The organism is Methanosarcina sp. 2.H.T.1A.6 (assembly GCF_000979455.1).
GTDB lineage: Archaea > Halobacteriota > Methanosarcinia > Methanosarcinales > Methanosarcinaceae > Methanosarcina.
Genome location: NZ_JJOY01000030.1, coordinates 321,822 through 344,529, shown reverse-complemented (window position 1 = coordinate 344,529; position 22,708 = coordinate 321,822). Strand labels below are relative to the sequence as shown.

General features: G+C 45.3%; 14 protein-coding genes. 4 read left to right on the top strand and 10 right to left on the bottom strand.

Translation table 11 applies throughout. The features are described 5' to 3' along the window. Positions 1-418: 418 nt before the first annotated feature. The 3 genes from EO98_RS09225 to EO98_RS09215 all read right to left on the bottom strand — a co-directional run bounded on the left by EO98_RS09225 (position 419) and on the right by EO98_RS09215 (position 6,520). Positions 419-2,356, bottom strand: a complete 1,938-nt coding sequence (locus EO98_RS09225; RefSeq protein WP_048141313.1) for a hypothetical protein — start codon at positions 2,354-2,356, stop codon at positions 419-421. Positions 2,357-2,366: 10 nt separating this feature from the next. Then, positions 2,367-5,144 carry a type II/IV secretion system ATPase subunit gene (locus tag EO98_RS09220; protein ID WP_048141311.1) on the bottom strand — a complete coding sequence of 926 codons (2,778 nt, stop codon included), beginning with the start codon at positions 5,142-5,144 and terminating at the stop codon, positions 2,367-2,369. A 524-nt stretch (positions 5,145-5,668) separates the two neighbouring features. Beyond that, positions 5,669-6,520: a KilA-N domain-containing protein gene (locus tag EO98_RS09215; protein WP_048141309.1), complete on the bottom strand. Its 852-nt coding sequence runs from the start codon at positions 6,518-6,520 to the stop codon at positions 5,669-5,671. A gap of 605 nt (positions 6,521-7,125) precedes the next feature. Here EO98_RS09215 and EO98_RS09210 point away from each other — a divergent pair. Beyond that, positions 7,126-7,398, top strand: a complete 273-nt coding sequence (locus EO98_RS09210; protein WP_235283657.1) for a nucleotidyltransferase family protein — start codon at positions 7,126-7,128, stop codon at positions 7,396-7,398. Between the two features lie 216 nt (positions 7,399-7,614). Here EO98_RS09210 and EO98_RS09205 read toward each other — a convergent pair whose 3' ends face one another. Both EO98_RS09205 and EO98_RS09200 read right to left on the bottom strand, forming a co-directional pair. Further along, entirely contained in the window at positions 7,615-8,655 is a 1,041-nt protein-coding gene (locus EO98_RS09205) for a Fic family protein (RefSeq protein WP_048131385.1), read from the bottom strand. 171 nt (positions 8,656-8,826) lie between these two features. Next, entirely contained in the window at positions 8,827-10,005 is a 1,179-nt protein-coding gene (locus tag EO98_RS09200; protein ID WP_235283982.1) for a DUF2117 family protein, read from the bottom strand. A 166-nt stretch (positions 10,006-10,171) separates the two neighbouring features. Here EO98_RS09200 and EO98_RS09195 point away from each other — a divergent pair, with 166 nt between their 5' ends. Next, on the top strand, positions 10,172-10,864 hold the full coding sequence (locus EO98_RS09195) for a metal-dependent hydrolase (protein WP_048141307.1): 693 nt from the start codon (positions 10,172-10,174) through the stop codon (positions 10,862-10,864). Positions 10,865-11,036: 172 nt separating this feature from the next. Here EO98_RS09195 and cooS read toward each other — a convergent pair whose 3' ends face one another. Both cooS and EO98_RS09185 read right to left on the bottom strand, forming a co-directional pair. After that, positions 11,037-12,941, bottom strand: coding sequence for an anaerobic carbon-monoxide dehydrogenase catalytic subunit (gene cooS / locus EO98_RS09190; protein ID WP_048141304.1), 1,905 nt, complete (start codon positions 12,939-12,941; stop codon positions 11,037-11,039). Positions 12,942-13,442: 501 nt separating this feature from the next. After that, positions 13,443-15,188 carry a hypothetical protein gene (locus tag EO98_RS09185; RefSeq protein WP_235283654.1) on the bottom strand — a complete coding sequence of 582 codons (1,746 nt, stop codon included), beginning with the start codon at positions 15,186-15,188 and terminating at the stop codon, positions 13,443-13,445. A gap of 714 nt (positions 15,189-15,902) precedes the next feature. Here EO98_RS09185 and larA (EO98_RS09180) point away from each other — a divergent pair. Beyond that, positions 15,903-17,165, top strand: a complete 1,263-nt coding sequence (gene larA / locus EO98_RS09180; RefSeq protein WP_048141371.1) for a nickel-dependent lactate racemase — start codon at positions 15,903-15,905, stop codon at positions 17,163-17,165. A gap of 272 nt (positions 17,166-17,437) precedes the next feature. After that, entirely contained in the window at positions 17,438-18,697 is a 1,260-nt protein-coding gene (larA, locus tag EO98_RS09175; protein WP_048141369.1) for a nickel-dependent lactate racemase, read from the top strand. 393 nt (positions 18,698-19,090) lie between these two features. Here the strand turns inward: larA (EO98_RS09175) and EO98_RS09170 are convergent, their stop codons facing one another. From EO98_RS09170 to gatD, 3 genes are all read right to left on the bottom strand, one after another. After that, the gene (locus EO98_RS09170; RefSeq protein WP_048141300.1) at positions 19,091-20,749 is read right to left on the bottom strand and encodes a sodium:solute symporter; all 1,659 of its coding nucleotides are present in this window, start codon (positions 20,747-20,749) and stop codon (positions 19,091-19,093) included. Positions 20,750-20,848: 99 nt separating this feature from the next. After that, a complete protein-coding gene (locus EO98_RS18875) occupies positions 20,849-21,007 on the bottom strand; it encodes a symporter small accessory protein (RefSeq protein ID WP_200895281.1) in 159 nt (52 codons plus the stop codon). Between the two features lie 346 nt (positions 21,008-21,353). Further along, a complete protein-coding gene (gatD, locus tag EO98_RS09165) occupies positions 21,354-22,628 on the bottom strand; it encodes a Glu-tRNA(Gln) amidotransferase subunit GatD (RefSeq protein WP_048141298.1) in 1,275 nt (424 codons plus the stop codon). Positions 22,629-22,708: the final 80 nt, after the last annotated feature.

Below are 22,708 nucleotides of genomic sequence, written 5' to 3'. Positions count from 1 at the left end.
ATTTTTTCTTTTTGCTATAATAGAAATAATAGAAAATAAAGAAAATTACTATTTAAGAGAATTAAGAATATTGCAATAATTAATTCTCCAGGTAGTATTTGGGTAGCATGACTTGTACTAGAACCAGAACTTGAAAAACCATTGTTCATGCTCTTAATACGTTAATAAATTTTAAATGTTTTCTGGATTTTTATATTTTCAAAGTTTCATACGATTTTCTCAATGAATTACCTGAATGTCATGGATGCTATTCTAGCGGCGCTCAATGGAGCGCCGCTATTATCATGAGAATTGCAGCATTTTGCTGAAAAAAATACTTTTTTTATCAGTGGCTGAATAATTACCTTATTTTTATCTTTTCAGCTGCTTACTGACTCTTCCAGCTCTTTTTCAGTCATTTTCCAGCAATTATTCAATCTCATACCATCCCGCTGAAAATAATCCTTGAAGCAGCAGCTGAGACTGCAAAAATAATTACCGTAATCGGGAGCATGCAGGAGAGGTCGTACTTCAGCTGCATCCGGTCTCCTCCGTATTCTATGGCTCCTGCAAAGCGTGTGAGGATGGCACTTATAAGGACAACGTAAACCCCTATTGCGAGCAGGAACTGGTCCGGAGGAATTGACTGGGAAAAGGTTTCGGGACTGATTTCCACAGGCATTCCGGACAGGTCTGCGGGTACCCTGCTGACTCTTTCTGCGACCTGGTTCAGGATTTTTGTAATGACTTCGGAAAGGGCAAGGGTAATTCCTGCAATAAGAGGGGCAAAGATTGCAGCAGTTGAACGCATTGTTGAAGTAACATCGTAGAGGGAACGCCTGATGCGCTCTTCAACTGCACTGAGCTCTTTTAAGTGGTCTGCAAGCTTAACAATTGAAGCTCCTGCAGCCTCATGGTTTTTGTGGACGCTTTCAGTAAAGAGGAGCATGGTGTTTCGGATTCTTTCCGAATACACGTGCCTGAAAGCCCCGAATTCTTCGTCAAAAACAGCGTCTTTGAGGTTCGTCCTCATGCTGAGCAGGTTCATGGAAATCTCCTCAAAGGCTTCCCCTATTTTTGAGCCTTCCATGGTCCTGGCAGTGTGGGCAAAGGCTTCTTCAGGGGCTTTTCCTTCCGAAATCCTTCTGCCAAGCACAAAAAGGGAATCTGCAAATTCCTGCTCCATCTGCTTTATCCTGTCTCTTATCTTCTTGTACGGAATAGATGAAAAATACAGGTAAATTGAGACCCCTGCAGTGCCTCCCACAACTAAAGGAAGGGCTGGAAGAAGATAACCCCCAAGAGGAGTTGTAGACACTATTCCTCCCGGGTTTCCCGAAGCTAGAAGAAGATATCCCAGAGGAGCTGTCAGGGCGCAGACCAGGGCTCCGGAGAGTATAGCAAACCTCTTTTTCTGCTTTATGTCTGCAAGGTCGGGATGGGAATCCGGGATATGCCTGGGAATAAAGGCAACGGGCCTCTGCATCAGGATATATTCTGAGTAGACTGCTGCAAGGACAGGAAAAACAAGGTCATAGAGGAGGACAAGGTCCGTAATCTCGGGTTTCATCCCTACAACCGTGACCGCAGGCAGGAGAGCTACCAGGGCAAGAGGGATCAGGATGAAGATTGAGTAGAGCACGTAACTTGGGGTCTTCAGCTTTGCCGCAAAGGATTCCATCAGAGTTTCAGTGCCTTCAAGGCTGATGTCGAGAGCCCGGTTCAGGGTAATGACCCTCTGGGCTTCATCAGGCTCGGCAGTTGAGCTTTTGATCAGGTGCAGGGAACGCTTGAAGTATTCACTGTTTCTGCCCCACAGGTCGGCAAAAGAGAGAAGAGCATCATCCATGCTGCTGTAGAGCCTCAAATTCAGGTCCCAGGTCAGTTTTTTTAAGTCACTGGCAAGCGGCCTCTCGGAGTTCCGGGCTGCAAAGAGCACGGCATGTTCAAGATTCGGGACCAGCTTCATTGACATGATGATATAGCTCAGGATTTCAGGGATATCTCCAAGGGAGGATATTTTCATAAAGCCTGCCTTTATCTTCACATATTCGCTCAGGTAGCAGAGGACTATCAGCGGAATGATAAAGGTCAGGGTTCCCATAATGAAAAGAGTCCTGGGTTCAAAACTTCTGGAAAGGAGAAGAAAAAGGTCTATTCCGATAAGCAAAGTTAAGGTTACAAACGTCCCCACGTAAGAAAATAACACCGTCTCGAAGGCTTCAAGGTCAAAACCGGTAAACCGGAGGGCGTCTCTGTACTCAGGACTCACGCTTTTTTCGCATTTCCTGCTGAATGCATCCGGGTCCTGAACAGTCCATCCCCACTGCTTTGTTGTGGTTTTGCAGGCTCTTACATACCAGCTGCTTTCTTCCATTTTCCTGACCTCAGACAGTTATTTTTACTTCTGGCAGCTGTTTTTCTTCTGATGGTTGTTTTACTTCTAGCAGCTGTTTTTCTTCTGATCGTTGTTTTCCTTTTCCGGCCCGTACACGGGAAAAATTTTCAAACCATGTTTCCCACTGCCTGTAAAGCTCTTCAAGATCGGCTCCTGAGATAGATTCGGGACCTGTTTCAAATCCTCTGTTACCTGTCTTGATGGAATCCGAAAGCAGCCAGAACATATTGTTTGCCTCGCTTACGGCTTCGGCTTCAAGCAGGAATGGACTGCGAACCCCTTCAGCTGCAATCCTTTCTTTTATCCGTGTCCTGAGTTCGATATTTTTCAGGGCACTGTCAATGGAAATTCCCCATTTCCTGGCAATCTTTCCTATAAGTTCGGACTGTCCCTGTTCAAGCACCTTTCCTGCAAGCAGGCAGTCCTGAGATGCATCATAATGCATGATGTCGGTAAAGAGCTCGGAAGGTTCGGGGTCTTCTATCGATGTACCGGTCACTTCTGCAATCCGGCTCACCCGTTTTATCTTTTTCATGCTCCCTCCTGGCCTGATGCCTGAGCATATTATTACTGCGTCGGTTGCCTTGAAAGAAGCAGGAGGGACTCCAAGGGTGTGTACGACTCTCTCGTATACGTTTTCAACGGATGAGCCGTGGATGGTACCTATAACGGAATTTCCGGCATTTCCTACCTGCATGGCTTCGTAGAGCACTTTAACTTCGGGCCCCCTGACCTCCCCCAGCACCAGAGAAGAACTCCCAAGCCTCAGGGCAGCCCGAAGTGCGGTTTCAGGGCTCATTTCCGCTCCGGACTTCAGGACCGAAGAGTGGGAACTCATCCCCTGTACCTTCCAGCCCAGGTCCTGGAGCTGTTCTGTCGGGAGTTCGTGGGTGTCTTCGATTGTAAGGATCCTGTATTTCTGGGGAATTTCAAGCAGCATCGCCGAGAGGAGAGATGTTTTTCCGGCTCCCACCTCTCCGGCAACAAGGACCGAAGCCTGCCCGTCCATAAGGAAACTTAAAAACCCGGCTGCAAAAGGAGAAATAGAGCCCGTATTGATCAGTTTCGGCAGGGTCCAGGGTGTGAGGGAGTGTTTTCGGAAGGCGTATGCAAGCCCGTTTGCACTTAGCGGGTCTCCGATTACGGATACTCTTACCCCGAAAGCCTCAAGGTTAAGCTCAAGCACCGGGACCGCTTCCCCAAAAGGTCTGCCGCTAATGGTCCTGAACCTTGAAACAAGAGAATCAAGATCGTCCTGCGAGAGAAAGACGTTGCTTGTACATTCTTCTCCATCCATCACAACGTGCACGGGGTTCGTATCGGCAGGGGCATTGATGTATACGTCTGTTATCCCGGCATCGGAAAGGAGGTCTTCTACGATCCCGAGCCCGTTCGTGTACCTTGCAAGGAGGTCGGCATAGCTTTCAAGTTCATCCGGACTGCAGGCTTTCCCGCTTTCCAGCAGGTCTTCGCCCAGCAGGTCTTTTGCCATGCGTTTGAAGTACTCCCTGGCTCCGGTCGGATCTGCAAAAGCAAGATCTTTTGGCCTGTGCCGGATCATCCTTTTTCTGACGGTCTCAAGCAGCCTGAGTTCCTCCTGCCTCAAGTTGTACTCGGGAGGCCTGATCATGTACAGCTTTTCCGGCCTGTCGGTGTAGCGGTAAATAGAGACCTCAAGGTTTCTTCCTTCCCTGCCGTTTATGTCATAACATTCGAGAAATTCGGTATTTTCAGGAGCTTCGGTGTAAATTCTTGAACTGGAAAAAGGCGGCCTGACGTGAGATTTGATCCTGCTTTCGTAGTCGAAAAAATCCTCATCTGGTCTTTTGTTTTCTTGTTTTTTGTTTTCTGGTCTTTTGTTTTCTGGTCTTTTGTTTTCTGGTCTTTTGTTTTCTGGTCTTTTGTTTTCTTGTCTTTTATTCTCCGGTTTTTTATTCTCGTTTTTCTTTCCAGTGCCGGGAAATGAGAACGGAATTTTTCCGGATAAAGAAGCAGGGGTTACTTCTCCCGAAATGTCTTCTATCAGGCTTTCGGTTTTCTTTCCTGCATTTCCTCCAATTGTTACCTTTAATTTTTTCCATGCCTTTTCTTCTGAACGGTTTACCTTTTCTTCCGCACTTTCTAACCAGCCTGCTTCCAGACAATAACCGGACTTTTTGAGGACAGGAACTTCAGGAAAGCCAGACATTTTCTCTTCTATTTCATTCAGGACGCTGTAGAAACACTCAGAGCATGCAAGGCAGACAGGAGTTGTATCCGGAACTCTACCAGCTATTTTTCCATGAATAATCTTTCTCAATTCCAGCCGGGCTTTTAATGGGTCAGTTTCCACGGTTTCGGCAAGGGCAGAAATTATCTCTTTTCTCTCAAGGCTGCACCCCTTTTTTTCGGACCGGTCGCATGCCTCAGGAACAACTTCAGCGCTCCTGTATGCTGCAATAGTTCCCTTGAAGCCTGCCAGAGCATAAAGCAAAGCCAGGGATTTCCCTTCATAGTCCCGTTCATAGAGCCTTGAGAGTACAAAACAGTCGGCATGAATTTCTTTTTGGAGGATGCCGAAGATGTTTTTCCTGCAGTGAGAATCATTAAGTGAAGACCCGGCATCACATTCCTTGCAGTTGATGACAATTGTTTTCCGATTTTTCGTCTGCTTTATCCTGTGCGGGCAGTTTTCCTCTTCCTCTTTATTTTTTCTTTGAAGCAGGCCCTGATTGAAGCTTTTAACAGCATCCTGCAGGCTGCTGGCAGCATCCTGAAGTTTTAGCATTATGTCCAGAATTCAAACCCCCATTTCCCCTCATTACTTTGAAATTTATCTTCAAATGTATTAATCTTTTTCTATTAATAATCCCCCGTACTTTTTTAGATTGAAGTTTGATAATAAATATATAAATCACATCAGTTCAACACTGGTCCATGTATTGTTATTCACGTTCAAGAGACGCTAGAAGACAAAAGATGGACATTCAAATTCTCTACTTGCTTGAGAAATACTTCTCTTACTTCGAGAAGCTGTATTTTGATCCACAATTATAGGACACTTCAGCCAGCTTGTCTGGAGATCCTTCATAAAAAGAAAAAGAGATAAAAAGAGAATCTAAAATGTTCACAGCTGGGAATGTGAAAATAATATCAGAAACAAAATTTCAAGGAAATTGTATCAATAAATCCAGTTCTGATGGCTGACTGGTAACTGATTCAATTTATCCCTGTAGAATTGCCATTTTGACCTGCACTGGTCCATTAGCGTGAGAAAGCGAGAATTATGCGTCGGTTCCAGCAGAAGGTAGTTCATGGCTTCTCCTCTTTGCCTGTGGGAAGACGGGCGACGTCAACACGGGTGGTGAGCGTCTGCATCTGGCGGATAGCTATCTGGTTGAGGCGCTTGAGGCGTTCTACCTGTTCCAGTTCCATGTGGATAAACTCAGCATTCATGCTCTCGATGTTAGCCAGCACGAGCAACTGTTCTACGGTGGCATGGTCGCGCATGTTGCCTTCAAGTTTGGGGTTGGCGTCACGCCACTGCTTAGCTGTTTTCCCGAAAAGAGCGACATTAAGTACATCGGCTTCGTTGGCGTAGGTGATAGATGCCTGAGCAGGCGTGATCTCTGGAGGAATGAGGTGCTCCTTGATGGCATCCGTATGAATGCGATAATTGAGCTTAGAAAGGGTGCGGTTGAGGTTCCATGCAAGTGAAAGGCGGCGGTTTTCTTCTTCTTTAAGCCGCTGGAACTCCTTGATGAGGTAGAGTTTGAATTCGACGGATATCCAGGAAGCAAACTCGAATGCGATATCCTTGTGGGCGTAAGTGCCGCCATAGCGTCCGGTTTTGGAGATTATCCCGACAGCTCCTGTCTTTTCTATCCACTGCTTGGGGGTCAGGGTAAAGCTGTTCAAACCTGCCTGCATTCTAATCCCGTCGAATTCGACGGGATTAAAATCCGGGTTATTGAGCTGTTCCCACATGCCCAGGAATTCCACAGTATTTCGGTTTCTGATCCAGTTGCGGATGAGGTCATCGGTATGATCGGGGTTCTTGTACCGGGCAATATCTGTCAGGCAAATGTAGTCCGCATCTTCCTGGGAAACGATGGATATAGCAGTCCCTCGGACTTCAATGCTGGTGCTTTTGGCCTTTTTCATGTATTTCCCCTCTTTATGGAATCTCTTGTTTCTGCAGTTCCTGCATTGGCAATCATATCAACAAGAAAATTTTCCAGCTCCTGTTAACGTGCCTTGCTGGCTGCAAATGAAGAGCAGATCCGCTTTTATCATGCTATTCATTTTCTTGTTATAGTAACTACCCAAAGATTAAAGTCTAAAGTAATTAATGTGTTCATTACACTAAGAAGTTACGATTTGCAGATGGTTTTGTTGCTCATTCTAAAGTTTCAGGTATACTTCCCTTACTCCCGAAAGTCACATTTTAATCCACAATTAATAGGATGCCTCCGCCAGCTTGTCTGGCGGCTCGTCAAAAGAAAGAACTAAAAGTGAAAACAAGACTTGAAAATGAGTGCTGTTAATGTGTATTTAATTCTGTTTTGTGTTTATACGCACCGATTTTTTATATCACTTTTACTTTCTGGTTTTTATTTTTGGTCTTTTTCCTTTTCTCTTCTTCTATCTCTTTTTTGTCTGAAAGACCGCTCTCCTGCGTCGAGCGTGACAAGAACGATATGATACAGTGAATGATGTTGTATGGGTCGAGAGATCTATAAATTAGTCCGCTTGAACGAGCGGAGCGAGTGAAACGGACCGCGTACTCCCGAGGCGCAATTCGGGTGGGTCAACTAAAGTATCTGTATTTGGGTCTTACGTTAGGGGGGGAAGAGATACCAGAAAGCGACATTGACGTCCTGGTTGAGTTTGCCGAACGGAAAAGCCTGCTCACTCTGGTAAATATAGAACTGGAGCTTTCTGACTACCTGGGCATAAAAGTCGATTTGCTTACTGAGAAATCGATAAGTCCTTATCTGATTGATGAAATTAAAAAAGAAGACAGAGTTATCTCTAAATAATGCCTTATATAAAAGTTTCTCAAATCCTATATATAATTAATAGCTTTTGAATAGCTTTTGAATCGCTCTTGAATAGCTTTTGAATAGCTTTTGAATAGCTTTTGAATAGCTTTTGAATAGCTTTTGAATAGCTTTTGAATAGCTTTTGAATAGCTTTTGAATAGCTTTTGAATAGCTTTTGAATAGCTTTTGAATAGCTTTTGAACTACCCTTCTATCAGAAATTGAGCGCGTAAATTACCTGCTGGCCTATTTTCCCATTTTGTTTCAGGAGTTTTTTGTCAAGCATATCCTGTATGTCACGATTTGCAGTGGGCTGACTGACATCACATATTTCCTGATACTCATTGCTTGTGATCTTACCATTTTCTTTTAAATATTCAATCGCTTTTATCTGCCGGCTGCTCAACCCTATCTGTCCGAATTTCTCTTTCATAGAACGGTCGCTGCTCAGCTTCAGGACCGTTTTTTCGACTCTGGAAATTTCCACGGCAATGCCGAAAAGGAAATATTCGAGCCATTCGGTCAAATCCCTGTCCCCGGCATCCGCACTTGAAAGGGCGGAGTAATAAGAGGTGCGTTCTTTGTTGTAGTGCTCTTCAAGAGCGAAAAACCGTTTTGTGTCAAAGCCTCTCTTTGTCAGGACCAGGGTGGCAAGAGCCCTCGCGGTTCTCCCGTTTCCGTCAACGAAGGGGTGGATTCTGGCAAGTTCATGGTGAGCGACTCCTGCCTGCACGGCGGGCATGAGGTCAAGGGCATCTTCGCTGTTAAGCCACTCGACAAGGGCTTTTGCCAGGGCAGGGACTTCAGCAGGTCCCGGTGGGGTGTAGGTGACTTTCCCGGTTTTAGGGTCTCCGACAACGACCCGCACTTTCCGGTAGTTTCCGGCAGAATCATCAGGAAGGATATTTTTTGCCGTAAGCCTGTGGATTTCCAGGAGAAACTCTTCGGTTATGGGTCCGTTTTCAGGTAAGGAATCGATATATTTCAGTACATCTACATAATTCCTGACTTCCTTTTTGTCCTTTTCGTTTGCAAGGACCTCTTTTCCCTCGATAATAAGCTCAACTTCCTCAAGAGTAAGGGGGTTTCCCTCGATGCTTGTCGTGTGGTGGGCCTGCTTTATCAGGGCTTCTCGCTGGAGTTGTTTTTCCCATGCCGGAATCAGAGGGCTGTTTATGATGACTTCTCTGGCAGCCTGGATCCTTGCAAGCAGGCGCACGATTTTGTTTGTGTACTTGAAATTTGGCTGAAACATCCATTTATCCGCCTTTCCATCCCTTATTAAAAGAGTTACTCCTTTTGTTATTAACTTAGCGGGAATTTATTTCCGCACTCATTGCGGATATTTCCATAAAATTGCTGCAAAAGATGAAACTGAATCCGAGACCCGGGAACCGTGAGTTCCATGTCAAGGGAGTTTGCTATGTTAGTATTCAAAAATAGTTTCAATCGACGACTCTGCCAGTTTCAGCACATCTTCTTTAAAGGTGAACAGGTTCTCAAAAACAGCTGAATCTTGTCCTCTCAGGAGTTCTTGCTTAACTCTCTTGCCCACGATATCATCGCTTCCCTCTATCAGCCTTAGAACAACCGAGCCGGGAAAGATTTTTGTCTCACAGGTGACATTATCACAGTCTCCGTCTGTGATTCCAATAATCGGGATTCCAAGCCTGAAAAGGATGTCTCCTGCTATGGCTGTGGTGTCATCTCCAACGGTGACTGCAAGTTCAGCCCCGGAAGCCAGTTCATAGGAATTTTCGGCGGCGTGGTCTATAAGCACAACTTTTCCTGCTCCTACCCTTCCCCCTCCCCAGGAAATAGGGCCTGATTTTTGGGAACTGGAATTTTGTTTTTTGGCATCCGGGAGTAAGGAATTGCTTCTTCGGATGTCCCCGCTTTTTACCCAGGCTCCGGCAAGGTCAACAGGGTCCCGTTTTTCGTAATTATGGAGCTTTTCAAGCCCGTGCTCTTTTATTTCTCCGCCTTCGATTGCGGTAATGAAACCGTTTTCGGAGATTATTCTTACTTCGGAAGAGAGGGCTTTTCCGATTACGAGCCCGTTTACGAGGATGTTTTCTCCAGGAAATACGCCTGAGATTTCGCGGATGATTCGGGTTTTTCCGGTTTTTGAGAGTTTTTCTCTGGAAACAGGATTATGAAAGCTCAGAAGCTTTTCAGCAGGAAGCCCAAAGGCTTCAGAGAATTTTTCAATGTAGCTGCCGGCTTTTTTGTTCAGGGGTATTAGCTTCCCGCCGGTACAGCCCGGGCTTTCTATCTGGATAAGGGGTTTCTTTTCAGGGTCCTTCAGGCGAGAGGCAACCTTTGCTCCAAAAATCATGCCTGTTTCGGGCGTTTTCCCTCTGTTAAGGAGGCATACAAGGTCTGAGGTTTCAAAAAAGGATTCAATGCAGGCGCTCGGCTTGAGGTGCCGGCTTATGTTTATAACATTTTCAAGCCCTGCATCAAGGACAGCTGTCTTTCCCATGGCTCCGCCAAGTTGAGCCTCTACTTCACCTATGCAGGAAAGCTTTTCCAGAACGATTTCCGCTTCTCCCGAATCGATTACTTCGGGCCCGTGGATTACCAGGCTGATTTTCATTCTCATTTGATTAACACTTAAGGGCACATGTTATATTACCCTTTATTCATCCCCTTGTGTGCTCCTGATACCTGCCTGAACAACGTGTTGTATAATAATTATCCGATTATTATCGAAAATTACATTACGCATTGTTACGTTCTGACAAAAACATAAGGAAAGAGGCAAAGAGATGGCTGACGTAAAAATTACCTGGCTTGGGCATGCTGCTTTTTTGCTCGAAGCCGAAAAGAAATTGCTGATTGACCCTTTTATTTCCGGGAACCCGAAAGCTCCATGCACCCCTGTCGCTCTGGACCCCGATATCATAGCCGTAACTCACGGCCACCGCGATCATCTGGGAGATACCATCGAGATCGGAGCCCGTACCGGCTGCCGGATCATCTCGATTCATGAGGTTGCAAACTATATAAAATCAAAAGGAGTCTTTGCCGAAGGCATGAACAAGGGAGGCACAATGGAAGTGGAAGGTGTGGCCCTTACCATGACTCAGGCGCTTCATTCTTCCTCAATTGATGCTTCCGGCTTCAGTTTCGATGGAGGCAGCCCGGCAGGGTTTTTGATAGGTATTGGCGGGCATTCCTTTTATCATGCCGGAGATACGGGGGTTTTCGGGGACATGCAGCTTATTGGCGAACTCTACAAACCCGAAATCGCCCTGCTGCCCATAGGAGACAGGTTCACCATGGGAATAAAGGAAGCCGTAAAAGCTGTGGAACTGATCCAGCCCAAAATCGTTGTGCCAATGCACTACAACACCTTTGATGTCATCAAGCAGGACCCTGAAGAGTTCAGAAAAGCTGTGGAAGCAAAAGTTGATACGAAAGTAATTATTATGGAACCCGGGGAATCGATCAAGTTTTGATTTTCAGGGGTTTTCTTTTTCTTTCTTCTTTTTTCTTTCTTCTTTGTTCCGTTTCGTTCTTTTTTTCTTTAGTTCTTTTTTCTTTCTTCTTTGTTCCGTTTCGTTCTTTTTTCTTTCGTTCTATTCTCAATAAAAATGAAGTGGAAAAAATAGAAGTAGAAAACCCGGGATTTCAGATCCCGAGCTTCTTTCTCTTTTCCATGATGTGCTTTTCGATCCCTTCAACTGCTTTCACTGCATCCATTTCCACGCTCAGGACTCCGCCTGTAACTTCCCGGCAACCTTCTGTCAGCAGTTTGACAAGGTTCGAGCCTCCGGTGACGGTCGGGACAGGATTTACATAGGTGTAGAGCCCGAGAGCCAGGGCAAAGATGGCGTCGATTGTAGCTTTTTGCTCCATGTATTCGGGGGCTGCGGCAGCAACAGGAAGGTCCGGGACAGGGACTCCTCCGAGGGCTCCGGAGATTGCTCCCAGGAGGTCGGCAAGCCGTCCGGTGTCGGTGCAGGTCCCGTAACTGAGTACTGGAGGGACTCCGAGGGCTTCACATACGGCTTTCAGGCTGTCCCCTGCAAATTCCCTGGCTTCGGGGGAGCAGAGGCCTGCAACCTGCATGGCTCCATTTCCGCAGCCCATAGACAGGACCAGGATGTTCCTCTTGATCAGTTCTTTTACCACCGCAACGCTGTGCACATCCTGCCCGGAGTCCCTTAATGTAGTGCAGGATACCATTCCGACCACTCCTTTGATTGCACCGCTTTTTATGGCATCAAGGAGAGGGTCGAGGGTGCCTCCGAGGGCGTCAAGAATGCTCTCGGTTGAAAAGCCGACAACTGCCTCTTTCATCGGGAGTTTCAGGGCGGTTCCAACCGAGCTTTTCCTGTTTTTGAAGTTTTCAATTGCCATATCCAGGAGTTTTGCTGCCTGCTTATCGGCTTCTACCGGGTTGTAGTTCAGGCGCTCGGTGATGCCTTCAAAAGCCACGAGTTCGCTTACGGGCATGAGTTTGAAGCCGTATTTTTTGGCGTAGAGGGGAGCTACCGGAAGCGAGCAGTTCATGTCTGCGGCAAAAAGGTCCACACTCCCGCTTGCGAGCACCGCTTCCTGGGAAATCCAGTTTCCGGTAAAACCGTAAAATACATCGTCTTCCTCCCACCTCTGGATCATTTCCTGCCCGGTTTCGATGCTGGCAATGATCCTCAGGCCTTTTGCCCCGGCTGCTTTTGCTTTCTCCTGCCACTCGGGCTTCCGGGCAAGCTGGACCATGGCAAAGCCTATGAAAGGTTCGTGCCCGTTCGGAAGCACATTTATGTACTCAGGGTCCAGCACTCCGAGGTCAACCCTCATCATGTGAGGCCTTGGGATGCCGAAAAGGATGTCCTGGCAGTACTCATTTACAATCTGGCTCTGGTATGCCATCGCAACTCCCAGGCGCATGGCTTTTAAGGCCAGGCTCACGTAGTACCCGTCCACGTTTGTCAGGCAGGAGCTTGTTGAAAACATCATTTCCCCGTAGATCCCGCCCGGGAAGATGTCCAGTTCCTTCCACTTCTCTTTTCTTTCCGGAGGGGCAAGGAGCTCCACAATCCGGCTCGGCTCATAAGCAGGCCTGTTAAATTCTTTTTCTACAAACTCGCACAGGCGGAGGGCAACTTCGGAGTCCGGCCCGCTGGTTTCTAGCCCCAGCCGGCTTGCAAATGTCCTCAACTTTTCAGGTTCACTTATTTTGTAAGGGGTGTTGCCCTTTGCGGTTTCCCTCAAAGTCCGGATTGTCTGGTCTGTATGGTAGTGGTAAGTCGAAGCCCCCATTACGTTCCTGAGCAGCATCATCCGCATTGCCATCCCGTCAGCAGTGATCCCGCATACCCCTCTTTTGTCCTTTTCAGCGTCCGAACGACAGGGCCCATTGGAACACAGGTCACAACGGGCTCCTGCCATACAGAAAGTGCATCTCTTGTCCGGAACTCCACCTATTCCCTGAGCCTCATAGCGGTCCCAGACATTTGTCATATTATCTTCCTTTATCCGCTCATACATCTTTTGAACGGACTCGTGATAGGAAATCCTTTCTTTGTCCATGGTTATTACTCCCCGGTTAACTGCCGCTCCCTTCTCCTTCTTACCTCAAAGATCAGGAGGTCCCCTCCAGGCATTACATTGTATGAACATTTTCTTATGAAGCAAATATCCATCAGTAAGCCTGGTTGCAGTTATCAGTATATCGGCGCAGGAAATATTTACAATTAATTAGAAGCACGGTAGCTGTTAGGGAAGTACGCGGACTGTTTGAATAAGAAATGTGTTGACTGTTAGAATAAGAAATGTGTTGACTGTTAGAATAAGAAATGTGTTGACTGTTAGAATAAGAAATGTGTTGAATGTTATACTGCATTATACCGAATTTGAGAAAATGTACGGAAAAAAAGCTAACCCCAAAAGGTGCAGAAAAAAAGGCTAACCCTGGAATGCACAGAAAAAAAGCTAACAACGGAAGGCACAATAAGAAAGGAGAAGTTTTGCCTGCGTTAGTTTTTTGTGCCTTCCATGGTGTGGAATTTATACCTTACTCAAGGTTATACATTATTCAACACTGTTTATATCTATCTTATAAGTGTGGTTGTCCTCAACCCGGAAAGTTATTGATTTATCCTGTTCCGTTTCATAATCAAGGGACTTTTCGAGTGTAGTGTCGTAGACCTGTGTGTCGTTTCCTGCAGTTATGTTTACGTTTACAAGAGCGCTGGCACCATTTGTATGTGCGTCGAATGCAACCAGTTTCTCATTATATTGCAGGTTTTCAAAACTTGCATCATATGTATTCCTGCTGATCTGGTTGTATTCATAAAATGACACTACGGTCATGTTGTTTGATTCATAGTTATCCACCCAGTTCTGGAACTTTGAGCGGCTTATTGAGTATTTTATTGCAGGTTCCACGTCGAGTTGATGGGAGAATACCGGATAGGACATGCCTGCTCTTGATGCTGGCTCCCACCATTCCCATGTATCATCGTATAAGTTTCCTACATCCCTTTCCGCGTGAATTGCTGCGTCTCCGTTTCTCCAGGTCATTCCTAAGTTTTCGTATGCATAAATTGCATGAGTAAGGTTATCACGATTTCTCAGGCAGCACCAGCTTGTTGGTTTCTGGCCTACTTTTTCAGACACGTACAGGTATTCTTCATCCATTACCCTGTATGCTTCTTCAAGTGGAAGGCTGTTTAACTCCTTTGTATAGTGTATGCCAACTTCCCAGGAATCGTTAACAACCAGACTGCGCAGGTACTCAACGTATGTGTCATTTGATTTCTCAAACATTCCCTTATCAAACCACATCGTACCTCTATACCCTTTGCTGTTCAGGTAGTCGATTCCTTCCCCGGTTGTATTCATTGGTAAAGGTCCGTCAAGTCCGAACGGGATCATCTTACTATTCCCTATTGCAGTTACGAGTTTTCTCTCCGTTGTCTGGTTTATATCGTATATGTCAACGTCAAGGTAAGTTCCTTCTCCAAGGATAAAAGCGGTGAACTTGATATATCCACTTGAAAAATCGATATAAGGAAGCTTTTGCCTATCTAGATTATAGAACGGGGTAACTATGGAGTTTCCATCCTGTACGTAAATAGTGTTTGTTTTGTTATAACCGTCAAATATTATTTTGAAATTTGTTTTTTCTGACGCGTCACCAAGAATAACTTTTTCGTATTTGGTTTCTCCAGAAGAGTCTCTGTAATAACTTTTAAGTATAGTCTGACCCTCGCTTTCCCGTATAATCAGTCTTGAACCCGGACTATCCAGTTCAACAAAGCTCTGTGAGTCATCTGCATTTATGTCCATTGAGATTTCATAGGCACATTTTACCATTGGGGTAAGGTTGCATATGTAAAGAGCCCCTGCCTGCCTTGGTTCCTCGAGGTAGTGAATTATCGGGACAGAGGTACATTCACAAAAAGTAAAAATATCCAGGGTGCTTCTAAAGTGCTCCAGGTATTCATTGATTCCAAAACAAGAGATAGTATCCATACCCGGAAGCAAACTGCATGGAATTAGAGGAAAGTCTCTTACATTATTATACTTCAGCCCTGTTGAAGTGTTATTGAAAAACAGTTCTGATTCTTGCGTTGCATATATACTTGAATATAGTTTATCGTAAGCCTTTTCTCTCTGAACCTTTGCGATAAAAACATTAGCTGGAAGATTATTTATTTCAGAGTAGTTCTGTGAAAACAGGATGATGCTTCCCTGATTAATATTCTCAACCATTTTTGAGCTATCCGTATCCGGGGATGCGTATGCCTCTCCTATCCACAGGTAACTTATCATAAGTAGTATGAAAATAAACACTTTTAGATGATTACAATTCCTCACTAAATCACCAAAATTAATTTATAATTTCCATCTCTACACTCACCATGAAGTTTTATACCTTTTGACTCAACAACCCTCTGAAGGGTATTCTGGAAGCTCTCTGCTTAACTGTTTTTAAAATTATTTTTGGAACGTTTGGGTCTTAATTATGTATGTAAGTTTTTTCATTATCCGATATTTATATTTTTCAGTAAAAACTTCGTTTTATCTATTATCACCTGTTAATTAATGTTTTCTTTTCTTTTCTATTTGTTTTTAAGCCGATCTCAAAACTCAAAATTGCTTCTCTAAATCGCGTATTCATAATAATCAATAGAGTTTCTGATCATGAAAATAGTTCTGAAACTTTACTGATTTGAGAATAAAATTGGTTTTGGGATGGGCTCTTTATATAAATCCAAACATGAACTTTTTTTAATAACAGGCACAAGGGAATGAAAGTACTTCTCAAATCACAGTACTTTCATGCTAGGAAAGGGAATCATAGGATTATTGGAATAACTGCTATATTTTATGGGTAACTTTTTTCAATCTCTCAATAACGGTCTGAATTTGGGGGTTTAAAGCGCAGATTTAAATTATATTTAAAACATGACTTTGTTATTGTTTTCTTAACTATTGTTTACCTATAGCATTTTATAGCATCAATACGAAATCATCGGCATGAACATGACTACAAATATAACACAGATTCCCCTAGCATCCGGAAGCGGAGTTTTTGAGCTGAATATCCCTGTGAAAAACATTTCCAGCTTGATCCTGCCTTCGGAACCTGATAAAAAGGAGGATGGGACTCTTTTAATCCGGAAAGCTCTCGAGAATCCCATAAAAAGCAAGAGACTTTCCGAGGTTGTAAACCCGGAATCCAGAATTGCAATTATTGTAAGTGATGTTACGAGGCCCACTCCCACCGCAAAAATTCTTCCTCCTCTGCTCGAAGAACTTTATTTGGGGGGAGCAAGAGATGAGAACATCACAATTATCTTTGCTCTCGGGCTTCATCGCCAGCAGACAGAAGAAGAATGCAGAAAGCTTCTGGGCGATGATATTTTCAAAAGTATCCGTTTTGTCCAGCACGACAGGGAAAGATGCAGGCATATAGGGGAGACGAGTTTTGGGACCCCGGTTGAGGTCTTTGAAGAGGTTCTGGACGCAGACCTGATTATCGGTACCGGGACGGTAGAATTTCATTATTATGCGGGCTATGGTGGTGGGGGGAAGGCCGTCCTTCCGGGAGTCAGTTCGGAAAATGCCGTACTTTCATTCCACAGCCATTATAGCAAATTCTTCGAAGGCGAACCTCTTTCGGGCAGAGTCGACAGTCCTGCGAGGAAAGATATCGAAGAAGCCGCCGGAATTACAGGTCTCAACTTTATCCTGAACGTGGTAATCAACAGCAGGAAAGAAATTGTTGCTGCCGTTGCCGGGGATTTTGTTCAGGCTCACAGGGAAGGAGCAAGGTATGTGGATGCCATGTACAAAGTGCAGGTAGAGCCTGCAGATGCAGTCATCGTTTCCTGCGGTGGCTCTCCTAAAGACATCAACCTCTACCAGGCAACAAAGGCTCTGGAAAATGCCATACCTGCCGTAAAAGCAGGGGGCTCAATAGTACTCGTGGCCGAATGTACGGAAGGAATCGGGAACCAGGTCTATGAGTGCTGGAACAGGGATTGCAGGAGTCCGGATGACGCTATAGAGCGCTTCAAACAATTCTTCGAGTTTGGGGGACATAAGAGCGCAATAGTTGCAAAAGTCGCAAAGCAGTTCAAGCTCTATATTGTTTCAAAACTTTCCGACGAGGAAAGCAGAAGTGCTTTCTTCATCCCCGCAAAAAGCGTACAGGAAGCCTTTGAAACGATTCTTGCCGAAAACCCTGAGGCAAAAGTTCATATAATGCCTGATGGAGGGTGGACTCTGCCTGTCCGGAAATAAGAGATAAGATAAGTGAAGCTAGTGTCGTGGCAAATTAATTATGGGGCTTTAATATATATAATTCATCATCAGTAGTCCTTTGTCCTAATTTTGATGACTCATAACTAAATTTCCTAGACACTAGTAACAGAAATAATGGCAGTAAAAGAAATGAAGTCAGTAAAGCTTGAATTGTTGGGTTGAATTATACTTTTAAAGCGCAGTTTTAATTTCGATATATATTGTTTACCTATAACATTTTATAGCATCAATACGAAATCAGCGGCATGAACATGATGACAAATCTAAAAAAGATTCCACTCGCTTTCGGAAGCGGTGTTTTTGAGCTGAATATCCCTGAGAAAAACATTTCCAGCTTGATCCTGCCTTCGGAACCTCTAAAAAAGGAGGATGGGGCTCTTTTAATCAGGAAAGCGCTCGAGAATCCCATAAAAAGCAAGAGACTTTCCGAGATTGTAAACCCGGAATCCAGGATTGCAATTATTGTAAGTGATGTTACGAGGCCCACTCCCACCGCAAAAATTCTTCCTCCTCTGCTCGAAGAGCTTTATTTGGGGGGAGCAAGAGACGAGAACATCACAATTATCTTTGCTCTAGGGCTTCATCGCCAGCAGACTGAAGAGGAGTCAAAGAAACTGGTCGGGGAGGATATCTACAAAAAAATCCGGTGCATCCAGCACGACACTTCCAGGTGCAAACGGATTGGGGTAACCAGCCGTGGCACTCCTATTGAGATATTCGAAGAAGTTCTTGATGCTGATTTTGTTATTGGGACAGGGGGAATCGAGTTCCATTACTATGCAGGATATAGCGGTGGGGCAAAGTCCGTACTTCCCGGCGTAAGCTCTGAGGAGTCTGTGCTTACCAACCACAAAATGATGATCGAGGAAAACGCGGTTTCTGGAAGGGTAGACAGTCCTGTAAGGCAGGATATGGAAGAAGCTGCAAAGGTCTTTGGCCTTAAATTTATTCTTAATGTTGTGCTTGACAGCAAAAAAGGGATAGTTGCTGCCGTTGCAGGTGATTTTATCGAGGCCCACAGGAAAGGGGTCGAGATTGTGGACGCCATGTATAAAGTGTCCGTAGAACCTGCAGATGCTGCGGTCGTTTCCTGCGGAGGCTATCCTAAGGACATCAATCTCTACCAGGCAAACAAAGCCCTGGACAACGCAACCCAGGCTGTAAAAGACGGCGGCTCGATCATCCTTGTAGCGGAATGTGCCGAAGGGATAGGAAACCAGATTTATGAGTGCTGGAACATGGAATGCAAAACTCCGGAAGATGCAATAGAGCGCTTCAAGCACTGCTTCGAGTTCGGAGGGCACAAGAGTGCAATCGTTGCAAAAGCTGCAAAGAAGTTCAAGCTTTACCTTGTCTCGAAGCTTCCGGAAGATAAAGCCAGAACCGCATTCTTTACTCCGATGGCAAGTGTGCAGGAAGCCATGGCTGCAGTCCTTTCAGAAAATCCTGATGCAAAGGTTCACCTGATGCCTCATGGGGGACAGACCCTGCCTGTCAGAAAAGAAAACTGAAGGATTTTATAGAGGATCCTACTGTCAAAAAGGTCTGTAAAAACAAGATCTTTTTAATTCTCTCTTCTTTTTTATTTTCTTTATTTTCTTTCTTCTTTTTAATTCTCTCTTCTTCTTTGGTGGCTGAAAAATCGATGAATAATCGATTAATATTACTCATGGAGAACCTGAGTGGAATGCTCTGTTATTCTTTACAGCCCAGTGCACCGCTTTAGCCCGCCTGCGCATAGTAAATAAAAACGAATACATTAGCCTGTACCGTAAATTCCAATTCCGGAATATCAACCATGCAGTCTGAGGCGATCTATTTTTAATTATAATAAAAATGAGACGGAAATAAAAAAAATAAGTGGCGCATAAAAATGCGCCTGATTTTTAAAAAAGGGAACAGGCTTAAACGCCTGTTGATTCAGTTGCCTTGTGTGACGCTGGCTCCGACATTTCCTCTTCTTCGTCTTCAAACCTGAGCCTGTAAGCCTTCTTCAGGAATTCGGCTGAAGGTGGGACTGTCATAAGGCTTACCACTATCAGGGTAAGAAAGGCGAGTGGGGTTGCAACCAGAATAGGGTCCACAAGGGGCCAGGTGCCGGTAAGTAAAGTTTCCTTTCCGAAGATTGCCAGGCAGATCTTGAGAGGCACAGCTTCTTTTGCATGTACAAAGATCAACCAGAACAGACTGCTTATCGAGCCTACAACAAGGCTCGCAGTTGCTCCGGCTCTTGTTGTGCGCTTCCAGAAAAGTGCTCCCATGTAGAGGGGCAGGAAAGCGGAAGTGCACAGGCCCATGAACATGGCAGTAGCCCTCGCGATGATGCTTACTGGAAGGATGTAAGCCAGAGCGACCGAGACCAGGATGGTAAAGGCAATTCCTAACTTCGTAGCGTGGACAGCTGTTCCCGTGGACTTGCCGTTCATGAGGCCCTGCTGGTAGAAGTCGTGTCCTATGGATGTGCCCATTGTGTGGAACTGAGCAGCTGCAGTAGACATTGCAGCTGCGAGCAGGCTGAGCATGAAGAGTGCTACAAAGGTCTCGGGCATGGCCTGGTTCAGGAATTCGGGCATTATAATGTCAGTGTTCCCGCCTGCAACCTGAAGGGAAATCATGCCTGTAGTCCTGTAGAAGTAAACGTTGGAAAGAGCTCCCACAACGTACGCGACTCCTGCCATCATCAGGATAAAGGGACCTCCCACAAGGACTGCTCTTTTCAGGGAGCGGTCATCTTTTACCGTCATGAACCTCACTGCGAGCTGTGGCTGGGCAAGTACCCCTATCCCAACTCCCAGGGTGATTGTGGACATCATTGTCCACCAGATAGGGGAGTCGAATGCCGGCATTGCAGTCCAGCCCCTGTGCCCCTGGTCAACAAGGGCCTGAGGAACAAGGCTTGCCATATCAGTAAGAGCCTGGTGGGCTTCTACAACTCCTCCCAGTTTACTGTAGGTGAACACCAGCAGAAAAGCCATTCCAAGTAGCATGAGGGTACCCTGCATGGCATCCACGTACATCACTGATAAGAGGCCACCTTTAATCACATACGAAGCAATTATAATTGTAAAGATAAGGAGAGCAAGGTTGTAGTTGATCCCAAGCGTGGTCTCAAGAAACCTTCCGGCCCCTATGAGCACACTTGCAGCGTAGAGAGGCATGAATACTGCTATTAGAAGCCCGGAAAAACCCTGGATGAACCTGGACTGGAAGCGTTTTCCTATAAACTCAGGGTAAGTTATGGACCCCAGGTTCAGCCCCATGCGCCGGGTTCGAGGGCCAAAGACCACGAAGGCGATAAAGATTCCGAAAAATATGTTCATAAAGACTAGCCACAGAAGCCCCATTCCCAGTGAAGCGGCTACTCCTCCAAACCCTATAATTGCGGAAGTGCTGATGAATGCAGCTCCGTAGGAGAGAGCCATAATTGCCGGGTGCACCTGTCGGCCGGCGAGCATATACCCATCTGTCTGGGAATTCTTCTTATACCCCAGGCGGGCAACGTAGAAAGTGCACGCAAGATAAATGAGAACAAACAGGATAAGAGTTGAAGTATTGACTGCCATAAAAATCATTCCTGAAGAATTCAAGTTGCTGTTTTTTCGCAGGAGTTGTTAAAAAAGTCTGATTAAAAAGGCACTTTGAGCTGAGGTTCCCGGCACAGCTTACTGGTCCTGAACCGCTGCTTTTGGAGTGCTGCTTTTCACTGTCTGCTCTTCGTCCTCGCTTTTCCAGTTCAATGCCCCGTAAACCATACATCCGAGAGCACTTAATACACAAGAAACATATGCAAGCCAGATCTGTGGATCATCGATTCCTAACATCTACTACACCTACCAATATAATCTTCTGCCACTAGTTAACATGACACTTGTTAGCATAGTACATAAGAGCTTTTTGTTATTTAAGTATATTGTCTGAGGAAATTCAAGATCGGAGTAGACATAAGGCGTAATGTTAAGTAATGTAATTTCATGCCACAATGAATCTGATCCTTTTTATAATGAACAAGGCCCGGATATCAGCTATGAACCCAACTAACATGGAACTATGAATCCAACTGTTAATTGGAAAACAGGTGCAAAAAAAGACTCAGGAGGGAGAGAAGATTGTAGGTGAACCCCTTTCGGGGCTCATTCTTTTCTATTGAGGGTATTTCTCGGAATTTCTTTATTTCAATGTACACTCAGTAATTTCCCCGCCGAGGTCTTCCCTGAGCATACCAACAGCTTTTTCAAAATCATCTGTCTGACCAAGTACCCACATAAGCTTGACAAGAGCAGTTTCGGGAAGAGTATCTTCTCCTTCGATTGCACCAGCTTTCAGCATATCACGGCCCGTATCATAAACGCGGTCGCAGATCCTGCCGTTAAGGCACTGGGATGTAACTATTACAGGCATTTTTGCGTCTCCAACCTTCCGGAGCAGGGGAATCCATTTTGTGGAAACGTGGCCCAGACCCGTACCCTCAATAACAAGCCCTCTGTAGCCGTTATTTATATAATAGTCAAGGACTGCCGGATCTGCCCCCGGAGTGAACTTCACAATGGCACACTTCGGTTCCATTCCCGGCTTGAATTTGAGGGTCTTTTCTCCACGTCTGGTATAGTCAATGAAAGTCTTTATTTCTCCTGTACTGTAGTCTACAGTCCCTATCGGAAGGGAGTTTACGGACTTGAAAGCATCCCTGCGGGAGGTATGCATCTTCCTGACTTTCGTTCCGCGGTGGATTTCACAGAAATCATCAGAGGTTGTGCCGTGCATAACCACCACGATTTCGGCAATTTCGCTTATAGCAACCCTGGCTGCGCAGATTGCGTTCATGGCGTTGTCGCTGCTCGGACGGTCTGCACTTCTCTGGGAACCCACGAAAACGACAGGTACAGGCGTTTCTATCATAAAGGATAGGGCTGCAGCAGAGTACATCATCGTGTCTGTTCCATGAGTGATGATTACTCCCTCAGCTCCGGCTTCTATTTCTTCGACAACTGCTTTCGCGAGGTTTTGCCAGGAGTCAGAGTCCATGTTTTCGGAGAGGATACTTGAGATTACCCTTCCTTTAAAGTCCGCAATTTCCTTCAGTTCCGGGATTGCAGCGAGGATATCGTCAGCAGTAAACTGGGATGTGACTGCGCCTGTACGGTAGTCGATCTTGCTTGCAATCGTTCCGCCCGTAGAAAGGATTGCGATTTTTGGGAGCTTTTTTCCGGGTTCGGGAAGTTTTTCTCCCCTTGTTTTACATTCTTTTACGCCGTTTCCTCCTCCGTTTACAGTTTCTCCATTATTTTCCTGAAGGGTTACCCTTACCTTATCAGTGGAAAAACCGGCGTTATACCCGCTGTTCATTTTTATTGTGATATATCCTTCCATGGAAGGCATTACTTTGCCTTCATAGACAGTACCGTTCCTTTCAATGCTTACCCGATCGCCCTGTTTGAATTCCATGAATGATCCCTTTCTGCTGATTTTTGAGATGCTGTATAATTTGTATGATACTAATTTGTATGATACTATGAAATCTAAAT

Coding starts and splice junctions, on each gene's coding strand:
- EO98_RS09225 (WP_048141313.1), bottom strand. CDS start 2,356: ATGGAAGAAAGCAGCTGGTATGTAAGAGCCTGCAAAACCACAACAAAG.
- EO98_RS09195 (WP_048141307.1), top strand. CDS start 10,172: ATGGCTGACGTAAAAATTACCTGGCTTGGGCATGCTGCTTTTTTGCTC.
- EO98_RS09185 (WP_235283654.1), bottom strand. CDS start 15,188: ATGATAAGTTACCTGTGGATAGGAGAGGCATACGCATCCCCGGATACG.
- EO98_RS18875 (WP_200895281.1), bottom strand. CDS start 21,007: ATGTTAGGAATCGATGATCCACAGATCTGGCTTGCATATGTTTCTTGT.
- larA (WP_048141371.1), top strand. CDS start 15,903: ATGACTACAAATATAACACAGATTCCCCTAGCATCCGGAAGCGGAGTT.
- EO98_RS09205 (WP_048131385.1), bottom strand. CDS start 8,655: ATGTTTCAGCCAAATTTCAAGTACACAAACAAAATCGTGCGCCTGCTT.
- cooS (WP_048141304.1), bottom strand. CDS start 12,941: ATGGACAAAGAAAGGATTTCCTATCACGAGTCCGTTCAAAAGATGTAT.
- EO98_RS09220 (WP_048141311.1), bottom strand. CDS start 5,144: ATGCTAAAACTTCAGGATGCTGCCAGCAGCCTGCAGGATGCTGTTAAA.
- EO98_RS09200 (WP_235283982.1), bottom strand. CDS start 10,005: ATGAGAATGAAAATCAGCCTGGTAATCCACGGGCCCGAAGTAATCGAT.
- gatD (WP_048141298.1), bottom strand. CDS start 22,628: ATGGAATTCAAACAGGGCGATCGGGTAAGCATTGAAAGGAACGGTACT.
- larA (WP_048141369.1), top strand. CDS start 17,438: ATGATGACAAATCTAAAAAAGATTCCACTCGCTTTCGGAAGCGGTGTT.
- EO98_RS09215 (WP_048141309.1), bottom strand. CDS start 6,520: ATGAAAAAGGCCAAAAGCACCAGCATTGAAGTCCGAGGGACTGCTATA.
- EO98_RS09170 (WP_048141300.1), bottom strand. CDS start 20,749: ATGGCAGTCAATACTTCAACTCTTATCCTGTTTGTTCTCATTTATCTT.